At 70.2% G+C, this 21,855-nt stretch carries 20 protein-coding genes and 1 tRNA gene; 7 read left to right on the plus strand and 14 right to left on the minus strand.

Features of this window, described 5'->3' with window-relative positions; all coding sequences use genetic code 11:
- The first annotated feature begins 116 nt into the window (after positions 1 to 116).
- On the plus strand, positions 117 to 713 hold the full coding sequence (locus ABZ532_RS22840) for a histidine phosphatase family protein (protein ID WP_361286612.1): 597 nt from the start codon (positions 117 to 119) through the stop codon (positions 711 to 713).
- 20 nt (positions 714 to 733) lie between these two features.
- On the opposite strand, the gene ABZ532_RS22845 is transcribed toward ABZ532_RS22840, so the two are convergent.
- Positions 734 to 2,086, minus strand: coding sequence for a tetratricopeptide repeat protein (locus ABZ532_RS22845; protein ID WP_361286615.1), 1,353 nt, complete (start codon positions 2,084 to 2,086; stop codon positions 734 to 736).
- Between the two features lie 499 nt (positions 2,087 to 2,585).
- Here ABZ532_RS22845 and ABZ532_RS22850 point away from each other — a divergent pair, with 499 nt between their 5' ends.
- Positions 2,586 to 2,960 carry a hypothetical protein gene (locus ABZ532_RS22850; RefSeq protein ID WP_361286786.1) on the plus strand — a complete coding sequence of 125 codons (375 nt, stop codon included), beginning with the start codon at positions 2,586 to 2,588 and terminating at the stop codon, positions 2,958 to 2,960.
- A gap of 67 nt (positions 2,961 to 3,027) precedes the next feature.
- Positions 3,028 to 3,894: a fused MFS/spermidine synthase gene (locus ABZ532_RS22855; RefSeq protein WP_361286618.1), complete on the plus strand. Its 867-nt coding sequence runs from the start codon at positions 3,028 to 3,030 to the stop codon at positions 3,892 to 3,894.
- Between the two features lie 16 nt (positions 3,895 to 3,910).
- Here ABZ532_RS22855 and ABZ532_RS22860 read toward each other — a convergent pair whose 3' ends face one another.
- A complete protein-coding gene (locus ABZ532_RS22860; RefSeq protein WP_361286621.1) occupies positions 3,911 to 4,474 on the minus strand; it encodes a hypothetical protein in 564 nt (187 codons plus the stop codon).
- Positions 4,475 to 4,543: 69 nt separating this feature from the next.
- Between ABZ532_RS22860 and ABZ532_RS22865 the strand changes: the two genes are divergently transcribed.
- Both ABZ532_RS22865 and ABZ532_RS22870 read left to right on the plus strand, forming a co-directional pair.
- Entirely contained in the window at positions 4,544 to 5,233 is a 690-nt protein-coding gene (locus tag ABZ532_RS22865; RefSeq protein WP_361286624.1) for a response regulator transcription factor, read from the plus strand.
- Positions 5,230 to 6,603: a HAMP domain-containing sensor histidine kinase gene (locus tag ABZ532_RS22870; RefSeq protein ID WP_361286626.1), complete on the plus strand. Its 1,374-nt coding sequence runs from the start codon at positions 5,230 to 5,232 to the stop codon at positions 6,601 to 6,603. Before ABZ532_RS22865 ends, ABZ532_RS22870 begins: the two co-directional genes overlap by 4 nt.
- A gap of 214 nt (positions 6,604 to 6,817) precedes the next feature.
- Here the strand turns inward: ABZ532_RS22870 and ABZ532_RS22875 are convergent.
- The 3 genes from ABZ532_RS22875 to ABZ532_RS22885 form a co-directional block, all read right to left on the minus strand.
- Positions 6,818 to 6,890, minus strand: a tRNA-His gene (locus tag ABZ532_RS22875).
- A 135-nt stretch (positions 6,891 to 7,025) separates the two neighbouring features.
- Positions 7,026 to 7,631, minus strand: a complete 606-nt coding sequence (gene orn, locus ABZ532_RS22880; protein ID WP_361286629.1) for an oligoribonuclease — start codon at positions 7,629 to 7,631, stop codon at positions 7,026 to 7,028.
- 202 nt (positions 7,632 to 7,833) lie between these two features.
- Positions 7,834 to 9,036, minus strand: a complete 1,203-nt coding sequence (locus ABZ532_RS22885; protein WP_361286632.1) for a helix-turn-helix domain-containing protein — start codon at positions 9,034 to 9,036, stop codon at positions 7,834 to 7,836.
- Between the two features lie 763 nt (positions 9,037 to 9,799).
- On the opposite strand from ABZ532_RS22885, the gene ABZ532_RS22890 reads away from it, so the two are divergent.
- Both ABZ532_RS22890 and ABZ532_RS22895 read left to right on the plus strand, forming a co-directional pair.
- Positions 9,800 to 10,321: a universal stress protein gene (locus ABZ532_RS22890; protein WP_361286635.1), complete on the plus strand. Its 522-nt coding sequence runs from the start codon at positions 9,800 to 9,802 to the stop codon at positions 10,319 to 10,321.
- Positions 10,322 to 10,678: 357 nt separating this feature from the next.
- Positions 10,679 to 11,251: a GPR1/FUN34/YaaH family transporter gene (locus tag ABZ532_RS22895; protein WP_361286638.1), complete on the plus strand. Its 573-nt coding sequence runs from the start codon at positions 10,679 to 10,681 to the stop codon at positions 11,249 to 11,251.
- 101 nt (positions 11,252 to 11,352) lie between these two features.
- On the opposite strand, the gene glmS is transcribed toward ABZ532_RS22895, so the two are convergent.
- The 9 genes from glmS to ABZ532_RS22940 all read right to left on the minus strand — a co-directional run bounded on the left by glmS (position 11,353) and on the right by ABZ532_RS22940 (position 21,812).
- Entirely contained in the window at positions 11,353 to 13,170 is a 1,818-nt protein-coding gene (gene glmS, locus ABZ532_RS22900; protein ID WP_361286642.1) for a glutamine--fructose-6-phosphate transaminase (isomerizing), read from the minus strand.
- A gap of 66 nt (positions 13,171 to 13,236) precedes the next feature.
- Positions 13,237 to 13,515: a hypothetical protein gene (locus ABZ532_RS22905; RefSeq protein WP_361286645.1), complete on the minus strand. Its 279-nt coding sequence runs from the start codon at positions 13,513 to 13,515 to the stop codon at positions 13,237 to 13,239.
- Positions 13,516 to 13,616: 101 nt separating this feature from the next.
- Entirely contained in the window at positions 13,617 to 14,477 is an 861-nt protein-coding gene (locus ABZ532_RS22910) for a DUF4429 domain-containing protein (protein WP_361286648.1), read from the minus strand.
- Positions 14,478 to 14,602: 125 nt separating this feature from the next.
- Complete coding sequence (locus ABZ532_RS22915) at positions 14,603 to 16,390, minus strand: IucA/IucC family siderophore biosynthesis protein (RefSeq protein ID WP_361286651.1); 1,788 nt, start codon at positions 16,388 to 16,390, stop codon at positions 14,603 to 14,605.
- On the minus strand, positions 16,390 to 16,941 hold the full coding sequence (locus tag ABZ532_RS22920; RefSeq protein WP_361286654.1) for a GNAT family N-acetyltransferase: 552 nt from the start codon (positions 16,939 to 16,941) through the stop codon (positions 16,390 to 16,392). Before ABZ532_RS22920 ends, ABZ532_RS22915 begins: the two co-directional genes overlap by 1 nt.
- Positions 16,938 to 18,218 (minus strand): lysine N(6)-hydroxylase/L-ornithine N(5)-oxygenase family protein, encoded by a 1,281-nt coding sequence (locus tag ABZ532_RS22925; protein ID WP_361286657.1) that lies wholly within the window; start codon positions 18,216 to 18,218, stop codon positions 16,938 to 16,940. The genes ABZ532_RS22920 and ABZ532_RS22925 overlap by 4 nt, the downstream gene beginning before the upstream one ends.
- On the minus strand, positions 18,202 to 19,644 hold the full coding sequence (locus ABZ532_RS22930) for an aspartate aminotransferase family protein (RefSeq protein WP_361286660.1): 1,443 nt from the start codon (positions 19,642 to 19,644) through the stop codon (positions 18,202 to 18,204). Before ABZ532_RS22930 ends, ABZ532_RS22925 begins: the two co-directional genes overlap by 17 nt.
- Before the next feature lie 267 nt (positions 19,645 to 19,911).
- Positions 19,912 to 20,769 (minus strand): siderophore-interacting protein, encoded by an 858-nt coding sequence (locus tag ABZ532_RS22935; RefSeq protein WP_361286663.1) that lies wholly within the window; start codon positions 20,767 to 20,769, stop codon positions 19,912 to 19,914.
- 2 nt (positions 20,770 to 20,771) lie between these two features.
- Positions 20,772 to 21,812, minus strand: coding sequence for an ABC transporter substrate-binding protein (locus tag ABZ532_RS22940; RefSeq protein ID WP_361286666.1), 1,041 nt, complete (start codon positions 21,810 to 21,812; stop codon positions 20,772 to 20,774).
- Between the last annotated feature and the right edge of the window lie 43 nt (positions 21,813 to 21,855).

Consider the following 21,855-nt stretch of genomic DNA (forward strand, 5'->3'; position numbering starts at 1 on the left):
GAGCCGGAGGACGCGGGGAGAACGGTGGGGGTTGCCCGGGGCAACGAACCAGTCCGGCGTACGGAGCCGGGGGTATCCGATGGGCGGTGATCGTCCGGCTGGGCGATGATGAGGCCATGGCACCCCGCATATTTCTCGTCCGTCACGGGCAGACCGAGTGGTCCTCGCTGGGCAAGCACACAGGCCGGACCGACATCCCCCTCCTGGACGAAGGCCGCCGCGGCGCGAAGCTCGTCGGAGAGCGCCTGCACAGGGAGCCGTGGAACGGACTCCCGGACGCCGAGATCCGCACCAGCCCGCTCTCCCGCGCCTCCGAGACCTGCGAACTCGCGGGCTTCGCGGACCGGGCCCAGCCCTGGGACGCGCTGATGGAGTGGGACTACGGCGCGTACGAGGGCATGACGCAGGACGAGATCCACGCGATCGACCCCGACTGGTTCATCTGGCGCGACGGGGTCCCCGAGGGGGAGACCATGGCCCAGCTCTCCGACCGCGCGGACGGGATCATCGAGTACGTGCGGTCGGCCGACCGCGATGTGCTGGTCTTCGCGCACGGCCACATCCTGCGGGTGCTGGGCGCCCGCTGGATCGGCGAGGACGTGTCCTTCGGTGCACGTATCAAGCTGGACCCGACCAGCCTGTCCGCTCTGGGCTGGGCCTACGGCGCCCCGGCGATCGACCGCTGGAACGACGCGGGCCACCTGGGCACCTGATCACGGGTAACGCATCCCCCTCAGGCACCCCTCGCCGTGTCCCCGTGGCGGTCCAGGAAGTCGGCCACCCCCGGGGTGCGCCGCCGCGGCAGCAGCAACCGCGCGGTGTCGGCGAGCATCGCGCGGATACGGGACGACTGGACCTCGTCCAGTACGTCCAGCACCTGCCCGGCCGCTGCCGCGGCTTCCACGGGGGTGTCGTTCGCACGGGCCAGGTCCAGGGCCAGCTGCGCCCGGTAGAGCGCGAGGTTGCGGGCAAAGTGGGGCTTTTGCAGGGTCGTCGCCAGGTAGCCGTGCCGTGCGGCCCGCGGCCAGTCACCGAGCGCCGACCAGCACTGGGCCTCCAGGGCTTGCAGCTCGGGCTCGCCGAAGAAGGACATCCACTCCGGGTCGGCGTCCGAGGCCCCCCGGTCGAACAGCGCGTGGGCCCGTGCCAGTGCCTGCTCGCAGTCCGCGCGGTCGCCGAGTCCCGCCCAGCCGCCCGCCTCGCGCAGGCTCAGCAGTGCCAGCAGCAGGGCGGAGCCCAGCCTGCCCGCCGCCTGCTGCCCCGCCTGCGCGGCACGTACCGCTTCCCGGTACCGGCCTCCGTCCCTGGCCAGGAACGAGGTGTTGCAGAAGGCATGCGCCTCCAGGGCCGGGTCGTTGGCCACCCGCGAGGTGGCCAGCGCCTCCGCGTAGTGCGAGCGGGCGTCCTCCAGCCGGCCCGAGTCATGCGCCAGCCAGCCGACCGAAATGGCCAGCTCCCCCGCACCCGCCGCGAGCCGCGCCACGGTCGAGCCGCGTGCGGCCGTACCCGAGTCGAGCAGCGCGTACGCACTGCGCAGCGGATGCGCGGCCCACTTGTAGAGCCGGTCGGCGCCATGGCGGTCGTCGAGCAGCCGGATCCGGCGCACAGCCTCCTCGACGGCGCCCACCTCGGACTCGCCGATCCGCTGGCGTGGCATGACGGCCCGGAGCCTTTCGGGAACCGGCAGGGCGCAGAGGCCCAGGGATGCGGTCGCCACGGTGGCGGTGCCGCTGGTCATGAATGCGCGACGCAGCACGTCGCTCTCCTCGTTGCTGTAGGTGGTGCTTTGGGTGTTGCTGCCGCCGTCCGCCTGCCGCGCTCGCCGTCCGCGTACCGCCTCGCGGGCCGCGAACCCCAGATCGGTCAGCGTGGAACCGGGGAACATGTGCAGGAAGACCCGCTCGTACGCGTAGTTGGGACAGCGGATCTCGCCGGCTTCCACCCGCCCGACGTACCGGGCGTCGCAGGCGACCTGCTCGCCGATCTCCCGGGCCGCCCTGCGGACGAGCGCGGCGAATTCCCCCGGTGAGCGCTGCCCGCGCAGCCGCCGGAAGACGAGGTTGGGAACTGCCCGTGACGACGCCATGGCCGAGCCCTTCTGCTGTAACTGCCGGAGCCTTCTCTGGTTTTCTGGGTTTCCGGTCCTTCCGGTACAGAGAAGTTCCACGCTCCGGCGCGGCAAGAAGGTACCGGCTGTGACCACCCCGGTACGCCCTGTTTGGCTACAAACGGGATATCTCACCCACGATCCGCCATGAACTGCCATCCTTTGTGGCGGCGTGCCGCCGTAGCCGTTGACGCGCAGCGGCGTTGAACCACGAGGGGACGCGTGCGTGTCCTCCCTCACTCGGCGAGGAGGGGTTCCCTTGTTGGAGGTCGGCGTGGAGACCAGCGGTGGCTCACGGACGAGTGCGTCGAGTGCGACGAACGCCCAGCACCTGCCCAGCGAGGAGCGGAGCCCGGCGCCGGGCCCGGCCCCCGGGCGCGGTGAGTGCGGCGGCTACGGCTGCGAGGAGCACGAAAAGCACACTCGGTACGACGAGCACGGCGGGTGCGGTGAGTACGGCCTCGCCGGAGAGCACGCCGTGCCCTGCGACCTGGTGACCGTACCGGCCCGCCAGGGCCTGGAAGCGGTCGACATCCTGCGCCGCGGAGGCGTCCCCGCGGTCGGTCCGGTGCTGCACGACGGCAGCTGCGACACCCTGGGCTTCCTGGTGCCACCGGGCACCGCGGCCGGCTGGGACATGCCGGGCAGTGCCTGTACGGAGACATCGGGCCGCGGGCTGCGCATCCTCGCCGACTCCGGTGGCCGGCCCGCCCCCGTGGGGTCCCCCGTCCCCGGCAGCGGCTGGCTGCTGCCCCCCGGGGCCATCGACACCGTTCCGGTCACCGATCCGGTGATGCTCCGCGAGGCACTCGGCGAGGCCGCGCGCATGATCGAGGCCGCGGACAGCATTTAGGCCCCGTCCGGGCGGTGGGGCCTCGGCCGGCTGGAGGGGAACACGGCCGACCGCCGATAATGGCCAGGTGGCGAGGAAGAAGCAGCGTGGGCGTGAGGCGTCGGCGGAGATCGTGGTCGAGGCCGTGGCCGGTGGGCTCGCCGAGCTGATACCCGACCGCGACCGCCCCCGGGCCTGGACCCTGGTGATCGACGGTGCCCCGCAGTCCCATGTCGATCTCGACGATCCCGCACTGCTCACTTTCGAGTACCAGCGCCGCCTCGGCCATGTGATCGACCTCGTGGCCCCGGCCGGTCGGCCGGTGCGTGCCGTCCATCTCGGTGGGGGCGCCCTCACCCTCGCGCGGTACATCGCCACCACCCGTCCGCGTTCCACCCAGCAGGTGGTCGAGGTTGACGCGCCCCTCGTCCAACTCGTCCGCGACCGGCTGCCGCTGGACCCGAACGCCCGGATACGGGTGAGGTCGGCAGATGCCCGCGAAGGGCTCGGCAAGGTGCCCGACGACTGGGCGGACCTCGTGATAGCCGATGTCTTCAGCGGCGCCCGCACTCCTGCCCACCTCACCAGCACGGAATTCCTCGCCGAGGTACGCCGGGTACTCAGGCCCGGCGGGCACTATGCCGCCAACCTCGCCGACGGCCCGCCGCTCGCCCATCTGCGCGGCCAGATAGCCACCGCCGCCACCGTCTTTCCTGAACTCGCCCTCGCCGCCGACCCGACCGTGCTGCGCGGCCGTCGCTTCGGCAACGCGGTGCTGTTCGCCTGCGATCTGCCATTGCCGGTCGCCGAGCTGACCCGCAGGATCGCGGGTGACCCGCACCCCGGAAGGGTGGAACACGGCAAGGCCCTCGCCGACTTCACCGGTGGCGCCGCGGCGGTGACCGACGTGACCGCGCGCCCCTCGCCCGTACCGCCGCCCTCGGTGTTCCGCTGAGAAGCGGGCCCCCGGGTCATCGTTCCTCGATCGTCACCCGGGGCGCGGTGTCGTGCCAGGTGCAGAAGACATCGATCTCGCGGCCGTTCTGGGAGAACGTCACGCGGATGTAGGTGGACTGCTTCCAGATCTGCATCGTCCATCCGCCGGAGGGGGTCGCCGAGACCAACTCGGCGGATGCGGGGCCGATGTCATAGGCGACCCGGCCGCCCTCGACGGTGTAGCTCTTCACGTTCCCGGGCGGAGCGTCCGGCGCGGCGGGTGAGGGAGCGCCCCGGGAGGCCGCCGGGGAGGCCGAGGGGTTCGAGGACCCCGAAGAACCCGAGGAACCCGAAGAAGCTGGGGGCTTCGAAGAGGCCGAGGGGCCAGGTGTCGTAGAAGCCCCCGGCTCCGGTGCGGACTTCGGTGGCGCGGCCTGCTTCGTCCCCCCGCCGTCCGTCGTGATCGGCAGCGCGCGGGGGCGGTCATAGGCCGTGTCAGCCATCACCGTGTGGACACCCCACCACGAGAGCGTGACCGCCGCGCCGGTGGCGAGCGACCACGCCAGGGCGTGTACGAGTCCTCTCCGCATCGGGCCCATACTGCACCACACCCGTCACCCCTGTCCCAAGGGGGACCGTGTTCCTCCGGATGGCGTACGGTGCCGCCCATGGCAAGTGTGCTCGTGGTCGAGGACGACCAGTTCGTGCGCTCCGCCCTCATCAGGCACTTGACCGAGGCCTCCCACACCGTACGGAGCGTCGGGACGGCCCTCGAGGCATTGCGGGAAGCGGCTCATTTCCGGTTCGACGTGGTCATCCTGGATCTCGGGCTGCCCGATCTGGACGGGGCGGAGGCGCTGAAGATGCTGCGGGGCATCACCGACGTCCCCGTCATCATCGCGACCGCGCGCGACGATGAGTCGGAGATCGTACGGCTGCTCAACGACGGCGCGGACGACTACCTCACCAAGCCGTTCTCGGTGGAGCACCTGTCGGCGCGGATCTCGGCCGTGCTGCGGCGCTCCCGGGCCGCCGCGGACGAGGACCCGCCCGGCAGGGTGATCCAGGTCGGCGGCCTCTCGATCGACCCCCTGCGCCGGCAGGCCGAACTCGACGGGACACGACTCGATCTGACCCGCCGCGAGTTCGACCTGCTCGCCTTTCTGGCGGGGCGGCCGGGTGTCGTCGTACCGCGCAGGGAGCTGCTCGCCGAGGTCTGGCAGCAGGCCTACGGCGACGACCAGACCATCGATGTCCATCTGTCCTGGCTGAGACGGAAACTGGGGGAGACCGCGGCCAGTCCCCGCTATCTGCACACCCTCCGGGGCGTGGGAGTGAAGCTGGAGCCCCCGCGTTGAGATGGGCACTGGTCAGGGTGTCCCTGGCGGTCACGGCGATGGTCGTGATCGCCTTCGCCGTGCCGCTCGGGCTCGTCGTCCAGGAGATGGCCAGGGACCGGGCCTTCTCCAACGCCGAACGGCAGGCCGCCGCCATCGGCCCCACCCTCTCCATCACCACTGACCGCGGCCAGCTCGAACGCGCGGTCGCCTCCACCCAGGCCGGAGCGGCGGGCCGGATGGCCCTGCACATCCCCGCGTCCGATGAGACCGGTGGCCGGGAGCTGGATGTCGGCGTCCGCCGGGCCGCCGTACGGGACCTCACCGCCACCCGGCGCGTCGGCCGTGCTTCCACCGCCGACGTCCCCGGTGGCTCCGCACTGCTCCAGCCCACCGCGCTGAGCTCGGGAAAGATCGCGGTGGTCGAGGTGTTCGTGCCCGAGGAAGAGGTCGACAGGGGAGTGGCCACCGCCTGGCTGGTCCTCGCCGTGGTCGGCGCCGCGCTGATCGTCGGCTCGGTCGCGGTGGCCGACCGGCTGGGCGTACGGATGGTCCAGCCGGCCCGCCGCCTCGCGGGCGCCGCCCACGACCTGGGCGAGGGCAGGCTCGGGGCGCGGGTCCCTGAGGAGGGGCCCACCGAACTGCGCTCCGCCGCCGTGGCGTTCAACGCCATGGCCGACCAGGTGGTTCAGCTCCTCGCCAACGAAAGGGAACTGGCCGCCGACCTGTCCCACCGGCTGCGCACCCCGCTGACCGTGCTCCGGCTCAACGCCGCCTCACTCGGCGAAGGAGCCGCGGCCGAGCAGACCAGATCGGCGGTCGCCCAGCTGGAGCGTGAGGTCGACACGATCATCCGCACCGCCCGTGAGGCCAAACCGCAGACCCAGGCCACCAGCCCCGGGGCCGGCTGCGATGTCTCCGAAGTGGTGCGCGAGCGCATGGAGTTCTGGTCCGCCCTCGCCGAGGACGAGGCCCGCAAGGTCCGCCTCGCGGGCGTGGACCGTCCGGTCCGCATCCCGGTGGCCCGCCCCGAGCTGGCCGCCGCGCTCGACGCCCTGCTCGGCAACGTCTTCCGCCACACCCCCGAGGGCACCGCCTTCTCGGTGGACGTCCACAACGGAGACGACGCCGTGATCGTCCTCGTCTCGGACGCGGGCCCTGGCATCCCCGATCCGGAAGCCGCACTGACCCGCGGCAACAGCACCGGACGGGACGGCTCCACGGGCCTGGGCCTGGACATCGTGCGCCGGGTCGCGGAGTCCACGGGCGGCGATGTACGCATCGGCCACTCGGTACTCGGCGGCACGGAGGTCCGCATCTGGATCGGACTCGACGGCGGGCGGCGCGGTACCCCCCGGGGGCGGCGGGGGCGCAGAAGCCGGAACCGCTGACCCTGCCGCTCGGGTGCCGCTGTGCCCGTGGTGAGGCCGGACGGTGCGGAGGATCCCGTGGACCGGGAACGGGACCGCATCGGTACTCGCCCTGGGACTGCGGCGACCGGTGCGCCACCGGTCGCCCGCGACGTCCTCGGAGGGTCACGCGACAGACATACGGGCAATGACGAAGGCCCGGTCTGCTTCCACAGACCGGGCCTTCGTCCTACAGGGTGAGTGACGGGACTTGAACCCGCGGCATCCTGGACCACAACCAGGTGCTCTACCAGCTGAGCTACACCCACCATGATCGGTCGTTTTCCCGACCGGCCGAGAAAAAGTGTACAGGGTCCGGGAGGGTGCTCGCGCACCTGTTTACGTTCGCCTGGCGAAGGGGCCGGGCGCGAGCCCTCCGGGCCGGTCAGCGGGGGCGGGGCGGACTACTGCGACGCGGGCAGCACATGGCGTGCCGCGATCGACTTCGCCCTGTCCGAGTCAGGTCCGGGCTGCGGGACGAAGATCGCCTCGCGGTAGTAGCGCAGCTCCGCGATGGATTCACGGATGTCGGCGAGTGCCCGGTGGTTGCCGTTCTTCTCCGGACTGTTGAAGTACGCCCTCGGGTACCAGCGGCGGGCCAGTTCCTTGACCGAGGAGACATCGACGATCCGGTAGTGGAGGTACTCCTCCACCTTCGGCATGTCGCGCAGCAGGAACCCGCGGTCCGTGCCGACCGAGTTTCCGCACAGCGGGGCCTTGCCGGGCTCTTTGACGTGCTCGCGGACGTAGGCGAGGACCTGCTCCTCCGCGTCGGCGAGCGTGGTGCCGGCCGCGAGCTCGTCGAGGAGGCCCGAGGCGGTGTGCATCTGGCGCACCACATCGGGCATCGTGGCCAGGGCTGAGTCCGGCGGGCGGATCACGATGTCCACGCCTTCGCCGAGCACGTTCAGTTCCGAGTCGGTGACCAGTGCGGCCACCTCGATGAGTGCGTCGTCCGTCAGCGAGAGCCCGGTCATCTCGCAGTCGATCCACACCATGCGATCGTTCATGCGTCCTACCTTAGGCCGTCTCTCCACGCTCACAGCGGGCGCGACCTGTGTCGGCAGCCGGACGGGGGGCGGGGGGGCGGGCGGGGGGGGGCCCGCGCCCCCGCCCCCCCCCCCCCGGGGGGGGGGCCGGGGGGGGGCCCCCCGGGGGGGGGGGGGGGGGGGGGGGCGGGCCCCCCCCCCCCCGGCCCGTCACAGGGGACCTTCAGGGTGCGGTCCGCTGGCCCGGAAGTGCCGGGCGCCCGGAGGCATAGGCGTCCGAGGTCGGCTTGCCGGGCTCCGGGGCGAGCGCGGAGGCCGTCGCCGGGGCGGGACGCCTCGGCTGGGGCGCCACGCCCTGGGCCTGCGGCGGGACCATGTGCTCAGCGGCGGCCGTGGGCAGCCCGGGGTCGGACTGCGGGCGCCGGGCCCGGTAGGCGGCCCGGTATGCCGCGGGCGAGGAGCCCAGCTGGCGCCGGAAGTGGCCGCGCAGCGCCACCGGGGAGCGGAAGCCGCAGCGACCCGCGACCTCGTCCACCGAGTAGTCGGAGGTCTCCAGCAGCCGCTGGGCCTGGAGTACCCGCTGGGTGATCAGCCATTGCAGCGGAGCGCTCCCGGTGAGCGAGCGGAACCTGCGGTCGAAGGTCCGCCTGCTCATGTACGCACGCGCGGCGAGCGTCTCCACGTCGAACTGCTCGTGGAGGTGCTCCAGCGCCCAGGCCACGACCTCGGCGAGCGGGTCGGAGCCGATCTCCTCTGGTAAAGACCTGTCGAGGTAGCGCTCCTGGCCGCCGGTGCGTCGCGGTGGCACGACCAGCCGGCGCGCCAGCGCACCGGCCGCCTCGGCCCCGTGGTCGGTACGGACGATATGCAGACAGAGATCAATCCCGGCCGCCGTCCCCGCCGAGGTCAGCACATCGCCGTCGTCCACGAAGAGCTCACGCGGATCGACGTGCACCGACGGGTAGCGCTTGGCCAGCGTCGGTGCGTACATCCAGTGGGTGGTGGCCGGACGGCCGTCGAGCAGCCCGGCGGCGGCGAGGACGAACGCCCCCGTGCACAGCCCCACGATCCGCGCGCCCTCCTCATGGGCGCGGCGCAGTGCCTCCAGCGCCTCCGGCGGCGGTGGAGAGGTGATGGATCGCCAGGCGGGCACGACGACGGTGCCCGCCCGGCCTATGGCCTCGAGCCCGTACGGCGCGGTGAGTTCGAGTCCCCCTGTGGTCCGCAGGGGGCCCTCCTCACCGGCGCATACGAGCAGCCGGTAGCGGGGAACTCCGGCATCCTGGCGGTCGATTCCGAACACCGAGAGCGGGATCGAACTCTCGAAGATGGGACCGCCGCTGAACAGCAGCACCGCGACGACTTCCCGGCGGCGGCGCCCGGAAAGCTTCCGTGCGGCCTCCGGCGCGGCGGAGTCCTGAGTCATGACGCTAAGCCCCCCTCGGTGTTCGCGTCTCCCCGTTCGTGTCGGGCGTGTCGCTCCTGCACGTTTCCCCTCGGTTTTGCACGAGTCCCCAGTCTTCGATACTCATGATCGAATCTACTGCGTCCTGTGGTGCCGCCGTGACAAGTTCGGAATCCGGCACATTGTCGACAAGGGCACTTGGCGCGAAGCATTCGATCACGAAGCGTTGCACTCGTGGGCCGTGCAGGGAAGTACGCGTCGCGGGCATGGCCCGTCCCCGTAGGGTGCGAGCGGCCGTCCCGACCCTTTTTCGCCTGGTGACAAGCGGGTTGGCGAGCCCCTTGGGCAAGGACCTGGACTGGCCGTGAAGTTGGCTGAAAACGTTCGGGCGTCGGCTTGCGAATCCGTCAAGTCGCCCGGTGGATTCACTCCCGTCCATGAGTTCGGCGTGTACGGATGTGACGACCGTCATGCGACCCACGCTTCTCTGTGTCGGGCGCGGGGGCACGCCACCGGTCGGACCCCTGCCGGAACATCTTCTTCCGGATATCAGGGCGCCTTTCGCGCCGAAGCCTGTGGAGCCTGTCTGTATCAGGCAGCTGCCATTGCCATACGGAGCGTGCTCGTGCATGCTCCCTGCAACGCCGCGAGTGGCGCCGACGGCTCTGGGCAGGGGAGGAGTGTCGCCGTACCCTTGGGGGTATGGGGTTGGGAAGATGATTCCCGGACACAGCTCCGCCGCCCACCGTCGCCCTCCCATGAGGACCTAAACGCCGAGACACCGATGGCCGGTCACGAATTCTCCGAACCCGCAGACCGCAAGCAGGTCGCCGACCCCCTGTCGGATCTGCAAGCGGCGGAAGAGCCGCGCCAGTCCTGCGATCCGGCCTTCCGGCACGGAGTCGTCGTGGGCTTCGACGGATCGACGTCCAGCGAGCGCGCGCTCGCCTATGCCATCGGCATGGCGCGGCGCTTCGGTTCCGGGCTGATCATCGTGCATGTCGCCAACCGCCTCCCCACGACGGTCTGGGCGGGCTGTGAGCCCCCGGTCTTCGTGGACGTACCGGACCACCGCACCGAGGTGCTCGGGCTCGAGCTCGCCTGTGCCGACTATCTCTCCGAAGTCCCGTGGATCCTCGTGGAGCGTGGCGGGGACATCTGCCACGAGCTCGAGGAGGTCGGCCGGGAGTATTCGGCGGACGCGATCGTCGTCGGCTCCACCCACGGGATCGTGGGGCGCATTTTCGGCTCCGTCGCAGGGCGTCTCGCGAAGCGCGCGCAGCGACCCGTCATCGTCATTCCCTAAGCGCTGTCCCCCCTAAGCGCTGTCCCGTAATCCCCGGCGGGCGCACGACGACAGCTACGGCATCTCGCTGCGTTGTCGAATCGCCCGAATGCGCCCAGTATGAGGACGACCCTCCGCCTTGCGATGCACCGCATCTGGCGCCGTGCGCTGATCCACCGGGGATTACGGGACAGCCCTTAGCCACCCGGCCAGGCCCCTGGGGGCCGGCGCCGCTGCCGTGTGCCCAGGTCGAGACGGGCGGATGGCTTTTTGACGACCGTCAAATCTACTCGTCCGTACGGGTGGATTGTGCGCTTGTGAAGGGTAGATATCCGTGGCTGGGAAGCAGCACCATCGCGCGCATGAAGGGAGCCCGCCGTGGACAACGAAGTCTCCGCGGGAAGCGCAACGTCAACCACTCTCGGCCACCTCGCACTGGGACTGACCCTGCTGGCCTTCGGCCTCGGGAACACTGGTGTGATCGACAATGTCGCGGCGTCCGACGCCGCATCCCTCGCGACCTGGGTGGGCGGGGTCGCACTGTTCCTCGTCGGGTTGCTCGAGTTCCGTGCGGGCAACGGCGGTACGGGCACGGCCTTCGCGGGCCTCGGCGCCCTCTGGTTCACCTGGGGCACCGGTGTCGGCTCCGGGGCCTCGGCGGAGGCCGCGGGACTCTTCCTGCTGCTGTTCGCGCTGCTGGCACTCACGCTCACCGTGGGCTCGTCCGGCAGCGGGATGTTCGGCCAGGGCGTGTACGGGCTGCTGTGCGTGTCGATGCTGCTGCTCGGCATCGCCGCGTTCGCGGACAGCGACGGACTGGCCAGGGCCGGCGGCTGGGTCGGCGCGGTCGCGGGCCTCGCAGCCTGGTACGGCGCCACGGCGGCGCTGGCGCACTGGCCCACCTTCAGCGGGCGTCGTGCCGCGGGCCGGGGGGTGACGGCCACCGGCTGAGGGGCCATGGGCCGGTGTGAGGGCGCGCCGGCGACGAAAGAGGCGACCCCCTGCACGCTGGTGGCGTGTGCAGGGGGTCGCCGTCTGCCGTAGGAGGTGGACTACTCCACCGTGACCGACTTCGCCAGGTTGCGCGGCTTGTCGATGTCCCGGCCGAGGGCCAGAGCCGTGTGGTAGGCCAGCAGCTGGAGCGGGATGCCCATGAGGATCGGGTCCAGCTCGTCCTCGTTCTTCGGCACGATCAACGTGTGGTCGGCCTTCTCCTGCTCCTGGTGCGCCACCGCGAGGATCCTGCCGCTGCGGGCCTTGATCTCCTCGAGCGCGGCGCGGTTCTTCTCCAGCAGCTCGTCGTCCGGCACGATCGCGACCGTGGGCAGCGCGGGCTCGATCAGGGCCAGCGGGCCGTGCTTCAGCTCGGACGCCGGGTAGGCCTCGGCGTGGATGTAGGAGATCTCCTTGAGCTTCAGGGAGGCCTCGAGCGCCACCGGGTAGCCGCGCACCCGGCCGATGAACATCATCGACTTGGCGTCCGCGTACTCCGCCGCCAGCTTCTTGATCTCGTCCTCGGACTCGAGGATCTCGGAGATCTGGGCGGGCAGCTTGCGCAGACCCTCGATGATCCGCTTGCCGTCGGCCACCGACAGGTCGCGGATACGGCCCAGGTGCAGCGCGAGCAGCGCGAAGGCGACCACCGTGTTGGTGAAGCACTTCGTGGACACCACGCACACCTCGGGACCGGCGTGCACGTAGACGCCGCCGTCCGTCTCGCGGGCGATCGCGGAGCCGACCACGTTCACCACGCCGAGGACGCGGGCGCCCTTGCGCTTGAGCTCCTGGACGGCGGCCAGCACGTCGTAGGTCTCGCCGGACTGGGAGACGGCGATGTAGAGGGTGTCGGGGTCCACGACCGGGTTGCGGTAGCGGAACTCGGAAGCGGGCTCGGAGTCGGCGGGGATACGGGCCAGGGACTCGATGAGCCCGGCGCCGATCAGGCCCGCGTGGTACGAGGTGCCGCAGCCGAGGATCTTGACGCGGCGGATGCCGCGGGCCTCGCGGGCGTCCAGGTTGAGCCCGCCCAGGTGCACGGTGGAGAACCGGTCGTCGATCCGGCCGCGCAGCACGCGGTCCACCGCGTCGGGCTGCTCGGAGATCTCCTTGTGCATGTAGGTGTCGTGGCCGCCCATGTCGTAGGAGGCGGCCTCCCACTCGACGGTCTCGGGGGTGGCGGTGGTCCGCGTGCCGGAAGTCGTGTAGGTGCGGAAGTCGTCGGCCTTCAGGGTGGCCATCTCGCCGTCGTTCAGGGTGACGACCTGGCGGGTGTGGGCGACCAGCGCGGCGACGTCGGAGGCGACGAACATCTCCTTCTCGCCGATGCCGAGGACGACCGGGGAGCCGTTGCGGGCGACGACGACGCGGTCGTTGAAGTCGGCGTGCATGACGGCGATGCCGTAGGTGCCCTCGACGACCTTGAGCGCCTCGCGGACCTTCTCCTCCAGGGACTCGGCCTGGGAGCGGGCGATCAGGTGGGTGAGCACCTCGGTGTCGGTCTCGGAGGCGAAGACGACCCCGTCGGCCTCGAGCTTGGCGCGCAGCTCCATCGCGTTGTCCACGATGCCGTTGTGGACGACGGCGACCTTGTTCTCGGGGTCCATGTGCGGGTGCGCGTTGTGGTCGCTCGGGACACCGTGGGTGGCCCAGCGGGTGTGCGCGATACCGGTGGTGCCGGTGAAGCGCTTGGGGACGCGGGCCTCGAGGTCCCTGACCCGGCCCTTGGCCTTGACCATCTTCAGCCCGGAGGCCTTCGGGCTGGTGATGACCATGCCCGCGGAGTCGTAGCCCCGGTACTCAAGCCGCGCCAGGCCTTCCAGCAGCAGCGGCGCGACATCGCGCTTCCCGATGTAACCAACGATTCCGCACATAAAGTCTTTGCCCCTCCAGGTTCGATGGGTGTGGTGCCCGGCCGTCCGATGCGTTCGTCGGGACGATCAGCCGTAGACGATCCGTCGCAGCTGCCTGAGCGTGAGCTCGGGCGGTGCCACGGCACGGTGCCGCAGCTCGGCCGCGATACGGTCGAAGATCTCCGCGTTCACGGCTCCGCCGGACTGGAGCTCGCGGTGCCGTCGGCGGACGAACTCCTCCGTGCTCTCGTCGAAGAACGCCAGCACATCGAGCACCACCCGGACCGCTTCACCGCGCTGGAGCGCGGTGCTGCGCACCAGATGGTCGATGAGGTCCTCATGGGACGGCGGTCGGCGATCGAGCACCCGTAGATACTGAAGGGCGACCGGCCCTGAACGCAAGATTCCTGCCCGAATCCGGGCAGGTACCTACGTGACCAAGGTTACAGAGGCCGGCCCCATGGGCTTCACATGCGCTTGAGAACCGCCTGTTTCGCGGCGGCGAACTCGTCGTCCGTCAGTATCCCTGCGTGATGCAACTCACCCAGTTCACGCAGCCTGCGGAGCAGTACGTCGTGATCGTCGGCGACGACCGCGGGCTCCGGGGGCGGCAGCGCCGCCCGGGGGGCCGGGAGCTGCCGCAGCCGTACCAGCACGGCCGCCCCGACCAGCGCCATCAGCGGGTCCTTGCGGAAGCCCCAGAGCTCCACGGAGAGGGGGTCGTACTTCGGCGCCGCAGGCGGTCTGGCCTGAGCCACCCGGAACCGCAGGTAGCCGTTCTCCAGACCGGTCGCGGGCAGCCACTCCACGGCGGTGACCTCGGCGAGGTCCAGGACCTGGGGACCGGCCGACGCCTTGGTGTCGTCCGTCTTCCAGTTCCACTCCAGCCGGATCTGCTCGCCGTCGAAGGCGACCGTGCCGTCACCCGCGCCGACGCTGAGGGGCACGCCCGGGCCGGGCAGCAGATACGAGCTCGTCGGGCCGTCGTCGATCCCCTCCAGCAGCAGGGCGTTGCGCACCTCGTCCACGAAGTACTCGGCAACGCCCGCGCGTTCCGGGGACACGGTCAGCCGGTAGGGGTCGGAGTCGTCGTCCAGCCTGCCCCGGGCGACCATCAGCAGCGGGTCCGCGCCTTCGCGCAGACGGAGCTTCAGCAGCCCGGACTTCTTGCCGGGCGCGTACGAGATCCCGGCCAGCGCGCCCAGCGGTACGCGGATCTCACCGAGGGTACGACGCAGCAGGCTCACGCCCCTGTCATGGCCGGGCACGATCCGCACGCCGTCGCCGTCGAAGATCCAGGTGCCGCTCTTGTCGATGATTTCCGCCATGCGGGTGATTCTGGCACCGGGGTGGCGGAGGATCCGGCTCCGCCGGGGACGCGCGTGAAGCGGGCACCCCGCGGAGGACCGTATCTCCGCGGGGCGTCCGCCCGACCGTGATCGCACCGCCTCGGCTACCGCCGGAAGGGCGCGATCGGGTTCCGCAGGCTGCCCACGAGCTGGAGCGCGCCCGACGGGTCGGTGAGGTCCACCATCTGCTCGTTGTCGCGCAGCTGGAGCCGGTTGAGGCAGGACAGCGCGAACTCGTCGGCGAACATGTCGTACTGGGCGAACTTGTCCGCGAGCTGCGGCATGGACTCCTGGTAGCCGGAGACACACGTGGCGACCGTCTGCCAGAACGAGTCCTCGTCCAGCACGCCTTCCGCCGCGAGCGTGGCGCCCAGGAAGCGGAAGAAGCAGTCGAAGACGTCGGTGAAGACCGAGAGCAGCTTCATGTCCTCCGGGACTTCGGCGCGGATCCGCTCCACCGAGGGTGGCAGGACCGCGTCCGGGTCCATCACGCAGATCTCCTCGGCGAGGTCCTTGAAGATCGCACGCCGCACCGAGCCGTCCTCGCCGAGCACGAGGATCACGTTCTCTCCGTGCGGCATGTAGACGAGGTCGTACGCGTAGAAGCAGTGCAGCACCGGCACCAGATAGGCGTCCAGATAGCCCCGCAGCCACTCCTCGGGAGCCAGGTCCGACCCGGTGACCAGGGCGCCCGCGAAGGACTTCCCCGAACGGTCGGTGTGCAGCAGGGACGCCATGGTCGCCAGGCGCTCGCCCTCCACCAGCGTGGGCACCGGGCTCTCGCGCCACAGCGCGGCGAGCATCTTCCGGTAGGGCGAGTAGCGGTCGGTGGCGGCCTCGTACTCCAGGTGCCGGTAGCCCACGGCCGCATGCTCGCGGATGATCGAGAAGCGGGCCGCCCTCAGCACCTCGTCGCTCGCCACCAGCGCGGCCAGCCAGTCGTTGATGGCGGGCGTGGCCTCCATGTACGCGGCCGAGAGACCGCGCATGAAGCCCATGTTGATCACGGACATGGCCGTCTTCACATAGTGCTTCGCCGGGTCGCTGGTGTTGAAGAAGGTACGGATCGACTGCTGGGCCAGATACTCGTCGTCCCCTTCGCCGAGCGGCACCAACCGCTGCTGGGCTATCTCGGCGGCGAAAGTGACGGAGAGCTTGTTCCACCACTGCCAGGGGTGCACCGGTATCAGCAGGTAGTCGTCCGGGTCCAGACCGAGCCCGCGCAGCCGGGCGTCGAACCGGTCGAGCGTGTCCTGCCCCAGCTCCGCCCGCATCAGGTTCTCGTAGCCGAGGTCCGCGCAGGAGGTGAAGGCGGCTCGGGAGCGGTGCGCGGCCAGCCACAGCAGCCGGATGGGGGCCGCCGTCTCGGGGGCGTACCGGTGGTACTCGTGGATGCCGAAGCCGAGGCGCCCGTTGTTGGCGACGAAGCAGGGGTGGCCCTCGGTCATCCCGGTCTCGATCGCCTGGAAACCGGCCTGTGCCAGCTCGGCTGCGGAGACGTCCGGTTTGGTGAGCTTGTAGGCCGTACCGGACAGAGTGGAGGAGATCTCCTCCAGGTAGACCGGCAGGATCTCGTCGGACAGGCCCAGCGCGCCGCGCAGTTCCGTGAAGAAGTCCAGGGCGTCCAGCGGCAGCTCGGCGCCGTCTCGGTGGCGGGTGACCGACGCGGGGTCGATCTGCCAGTGGTCGAGGGCGTAACGGTCGGCGCTGAAGCGGTACTCGGTCCTGCCGTCGTCGCTGGACACCGCGTACCGGCCGGCGCCGAGGTCCTTCGGCGCGAGCAGCCGCTCGTGGGAGAACTCGGCGAGTCCCTTGCGGATCAGCGACCTGCCGGCCTCGGCCCACAGCGCGGGGGTGAGGTGGGCGACGCTGTCGATGCTCGTGGTGTTCATCAGGCGGCTCCGGTGGCTGCTTCGAACTGCTCGCGGGTGCAGAAGCTCAGCAGTGCCTTCTTCTCGGGCTTCTGTATCTCGCGCTCGGGTACGAAGCCGACGGCCTCGTTGAGCGCGTGCACGGCCTTGTTCGCGACGTCCGGTTCGACCACGACGCGCCGGGTCGCCGGGTCCGCGAACAGCTCCCCCATCACGGCGGTGATAACGGCCCGGGTGAAGCCGTGCACCGGGGTGTCGGTCGGGGCGACCAGGAAGTGCATGCCGACATCGCCCGGCTCGGGCTCGTACAGCCCGACCAGCTCGATGTGCCGCGGGTCGTAGCGCTCCATAAGGAAAGCGGGCTCGCCGTCCAGCAGACCGAGGAAGGCGTGGTGGTGCTCGGACGCCGCGATCGCCATGTACTCGCGCTCCACGTCCTCCAGCCTGGCGTCCTGCATCATCCAGAACGCGGCCTTGGGGTGGGTGACCCAGCCGTGCAGCAACTCCGCGTCGGCGAGGGGGTCCAGGGGACGGAAGGAGAACGTTCCCAGGGCAGGGGCGGTGGTGCTCATACGGCGAACTCCTGGAACGCGATGGTCTTCTCCACGGGGTAGTACTCGCTCCCGAGCAGCTCACTGATGATGTACGCGTTGCGGTACGGGCCCATGCCGAGGTCGGGCGAGGTGATCGAGTGCGTGTGCACCCCGGCGTTCTGGAGGAAGATCGCCCGCCCGGTGGTGTCGATCGCGTAGTTCCGGGCGATGTCGAAGCGGCCCTGCCCGTCCCAGCGGATCCGGTCGCGCACGGGCTCCAGGAATTCAGGAGTGGCGTACTTGTAGCCGGTGGCCAGGATCAGGCCCTCGGTCTCGATCTCGAAGTCCTTCTCCTGCTCCTCCTGCCGCAGCCCCAGGGTGTACGTCCCGTTCTCGTGCCGGGCGCTGTGCAGGGCGGTGTTGGTGAGAAGCCGGGTGGGCACGGGGCCGCCGAGGTTCTTCTGGTAGAGCAGGTCGAAGATCTCGTTGATGAGGTCGCCGTCGATGCCCTTGAAGAGGTTCTTCTGCTGCGACTCCAGCCGGTAGCGGGTGGCCTCCGGCAGCGCGTGGAAGTAGTCGATGTACTCGGGGGAGGTCATCTCGAGGGTCAGCTTGGTGTACTCCAGCGGGAAGAACCGCGGGGAACGGGTGACCCAGTTGAGACGGTAGCCGTGTACGTCGATCTCGGAGAGCAGGTCGTGGTAGATCTCCGCCGCGCTCTGCCCGCTGCCCACCAGGGTGATGGACTTCTTCTTCTGGAGCTCTTCCTTGGCCTGGAGGTAGCGGGAGTTGTGGACGAAGTCGCCGCCCAGGTCCTGGCAGGGGTCCGGGATATAGGGGGGAGTGCCGGTGCCGAGCACGATCCGGCGGGCCCGGAAGACCTGGCCGCCGGTGGTGTGGACGGCGTAGAGCTCGTCCCCGGCCTCGTACTCGACCGTCGCCACCGTGGTGCTGAAGCGGATGCTGCTCAGCTTGGCGGCGGCCCAGCGGCAGTAGTCGTTGTACTCGGTCCGCAGCGGGTAGAAGTTCTCCCGGATGTAGAACGAGTAGAGACGGCCCTTCTCCTTCAGGTAGTTGAGGAAGGAGTACGGGGACGTCGGGTCGGCGAGGGTCACCAGGTCCGACATGAACGGGGTCTGGAGGTGGGCGCCGTCGAGGAACATCCCCGAGTGCCACTCGAAGTCCGGCTTGGACTCCAGGAACACGCCGTTCAGCTCGGCGATGGGCTCGGTCAGGCAGGCGAGGCCGAGGTTGAACGGACCCAGTCCGATACCGATGAAATCGTGGATGTCACGGTGCTCAGGACGCGTGGACAAGGTTCTCTCCCAGGTACTGCTCGGCATGGCCGGCTATCAGATCGAGGACGGCGGCGATGTCGGCCAGGGTCGTCTCGGGGTTCAGCAGGGTGAATTTCAGGTACTGGCGGCCGTCGACCTTGGTACCCGCGACCACTGCCTCGCCCGAGGCGAACAGGGCCTTGCGGGCGTAGAGGTTGGCGCGGTCGATCTCGGCCGGCGTGGTGACATGCGCCGGGATGTAGCGGAACACCAGCGTGGACAGGCTGGGCTCGACCACCACGTCGTAGCGGGGGTCGCCCGCCAGCAGGCGCCAGCCGTCGGAGGCCAGGTCGCAGACCTCGTCGAAGAGCTGCCCCACGCCGTCGGCGCCCATGACCCGCAGGGTCATCCAGAGCTTGAGCGCATCGAAGCGCCGGGTGGTCTGGAGGGACTTGTCGACCTGGTTGGGGATCCTCTCCTCGATGGTGCGCCGGGGGTTGAGGTAGTCCGCGTGGTAGGTGGCGTGCCGCAGTGTGGCGCGGTCCCGTACCAGCAGCGCGGAGGAGCTGACCGGCTGGAAGAAGGACTTGTGGTAGTCGACGGTGACGGAGTCGGCGCACTCGATTCCGTCCAGCAGGTGGCGGCGGGTGGGGGAGGCCAGCAGTCCGCAGCCATAGGCGGCGTCCACATGCATCCAGGCGCCGTACTGCTCGCACAGCTCGGCGATCTCCGGCAGCGGGTCGATGGAGCCGAAGTCGGTGGTGCCCGAGGTGGCCACCACGGCCATGGGGACCAGACCCTCCTGACGGCACTTCTGGAGCTCGGCAGCGAGGACGACCGTCTGCATGCGCTTGTCGCGGCCGGTGGGGACGGAGACGACGGCGTCGGGGCCGAGCCCGAGCAGGGTGGCGGACTTCTGGACACTGAAGTGGCTGCACTCGGAGGCGAAGACACGCAGCCTCGACAGGTCGTCCGTCTTGGCCTCCTGGCGGGCCAGCAGCATCGCCTGGAGGTTGGACTGGGTGCCGCCGCTGGTGAACACGCCGTCGGCGGCCGGGCCGAGACCGATCCGGCCGGTGGTCCAGTCGATGAGCCGGCGCTCGATCAGGGTGCCGCCGGCGCTCTGGTCCCAGGTGTCGAGTGAGGAGTTGACGGCCGAGAGCACCGCCTCGCCCAGCACGGCGGGGATGACGACCGGGCAGTTGAGGTGGCCGAGGTAGCGGGGGTGGTGGAAGTACACCGCGTCGCGCAGATACACCTGCTCCAGCTCGTCGAGCGCGGCTGAGGCGTCACCAAGGGGCTGGTCGAGATCGACTGCGGCGATCGTGGGGGCGAGTTCATCGGGGGTGATGCCGGTGAACGGCTGCCGAGTCGTGGCGAGTTTGTTCGCCACCCGCTCTACTCCTTCGATCACGGAGCTGCGGTAGAGCTCCGCCGTTGTGTCGTTGAGCAGGTGCGAGCGCATGGGGTGGCCTCCCGGTGCGGGGACGTGACAAAGGCGCCCTCTGGGGCAGGAGGGAGCGGTGTGGGGGACTGAGCTTAGGTTAGCCTAACCTGAACTTCGACATCGGGAGAGCTCTGCTCCGACGAAGCGGAAGCGATCTGGCTCACACTCACGAGGCGGGCGCCGAACGGGGGTTGCCCGGTGGTGGTGCGCATGCCGATGCGGCCCCGTTCGCGGCGGGAGACGGGGCCGCGGGGCGGCATTGGGGGTCCGGGTCCGGATGTGAGGCTATGACGCGTCGTCGGGGGTCTCGCGCAGGGCGTCCTCGCTCAGACCCTTGCGCCAGTAGCCCACGAACGTGACCCGGCGCTTGTCCAGCCCGCGCTCGTTCACCAGTTGGCGGCGAAGTGCCTTGACCGTCCCCGACTCACCCGCGATCCAGGCATACGGCGCCGAGCCCGCGAGCTCAGCGGCCCGCACGGCCTCGACGGCCGGTGGCGCGCCCTCGTCCCGTACCAGCCAGGTGACGGTGGCCTGGGCCGCGGTGGCGAGTTCCGTGCGGTCACCGGCGTGCGGGACCTCGATCCAGACCTGTGCGCGGATGCCGGCCGGCAGCCACTCCAGGATGGCCGAAGCGGCGGGCAGCGCCGTCTCGTCCGCCCAGATCAGCACCGAGTCGGCGTCATCGGGGAGCCGGAAACGCACGGCGGTGTTGTCGGCGACGGCCGGGCCGAGCACGGTCACCCGGTCCCCGGTGGAGGCCCGCTGCGCCCACCGGCAGGCCGGGCCGCCGTCCTCGTGGACGGCGAAGTCGATGTCCATCTCGCCGTGTTCACCCGCGCCGGGACGCTGCTCCCGCACCGTGTACGACCGCATCACGGCGCGTTCGCCCGCGGGCAGCGCACGCCAGGCGCCGAGCGTGGCGTACATGGCCTCCGTGCTGCCGTCCTGAGGGGCGGGCAGCACCGGTGCGTCCTGCCCCGGGTGCGGCAGGAAGAGGGAGAGCGACTGGTCGCGGCCCCCGGACGCGAAGTCCGCGAGCGACTCTCCCCCGAGGGTGACGCGTATCAGCGACGGGCCGAGCCGCCGCGTCCGTACGACCTGGAGAGGGAAGAAACGGAACGGGGCGGCTGCGGCTGCCGTCATCGTCAGGCGACCTTCTTCGCGTTCTCGATGGCCTTGGCGAGCTCCTCGAGGATGGGGGTGCACTTCTCGTAGGAGTAGATGGGCTCGGTGACACGCGGTATGACCTGGCCGGCCTTGACGGCGGGCAGCTTGGCCCAGGTCGGCTTGGACTTCAGGGCCTCGGGCTGGAGGGCCGACGAGCGGTTGTCCATCATGATGATGTCGGCCTTGTACTTGTCGACGTTCTCCCAGCTCAGGCCTTCGAAGAAGCCCTGCTCGTCCAGCTTGGTGGGAGTGACGAAATTGACGCCGAGCTCCTTGAAGTACAGCGTGTCGGTGGGGCGCACCGGGGTCGAAACGTAGAACAGCTCAGCGCTCGCGGAGCCGATGAGCACCTTGATCTCCGGCTTGGCCTTCGCGGCGGCGCGCAGCCGGGCGGCTGCCTTCTCGAAGGCGGCCTTGGCGTCAGTGGTCTTCTTGCTCTTCACGTCGGCGCCGAGGGACTCGGCGAGGTCGACGTGGCGCTGGAGGACCTTCGGCATGGTGGCGTCGGAGGCCCACAGGGCGACGCTCGGGGCCAGCTTGAGGATCTTGTCCTTGGACTCGTCCGGCACGTACCAGAGCTGGTCCTTGACCCACATGTCGGTGATGAGGACCTCGGGGTTCAGCGCGGCGTATGCCTCGACGTTGAACTCGCCCCAGACGTTGCCCAGCACCTTGACCTTGTTGATGTCGAGGTCGCCCGCCTGGACGTCCGGGGTCTTGGTGCCCTTGGCCTTGTCCTCGACATAGGTCGGGCCGAAGACGCCCTTCACCTCGACGCCGAAGTCGTGCAGCGCCGCGGCCATGCCGGAGAACGCGACGATGTTCTTCGGGGCCGACTTCGTCTTGGCCGTCTGGCCGCGGTCGTCCTTGAACTGCCACGGACCGGACTTCTCGGCGTCCGAGGCCGTGTCGCCCCCCTTCTTGTCGCCGCCGCATGCGGTGAGGGCGGCGACAAGGCCGAGGGCGCCGCCCGCTGCGAGCAGTCCGCGGCGGGTCAGGGGGGAAGCGGCATGGGGCATGAGGGATTTCGCTTTCGTGCGTGCCGGGGGCGGCCTCGTGGCC

The sequence above is a fragment of the Streptomyces sp. NPDC019396 genome (genome assembly GCF_040632375.1).
Taxonomy (GTDB): domain Bacteria; phylum Actinomycetota; class Actinomycetes; order Streptomycetales; family Streptomycetaceae; genus Streptomyces.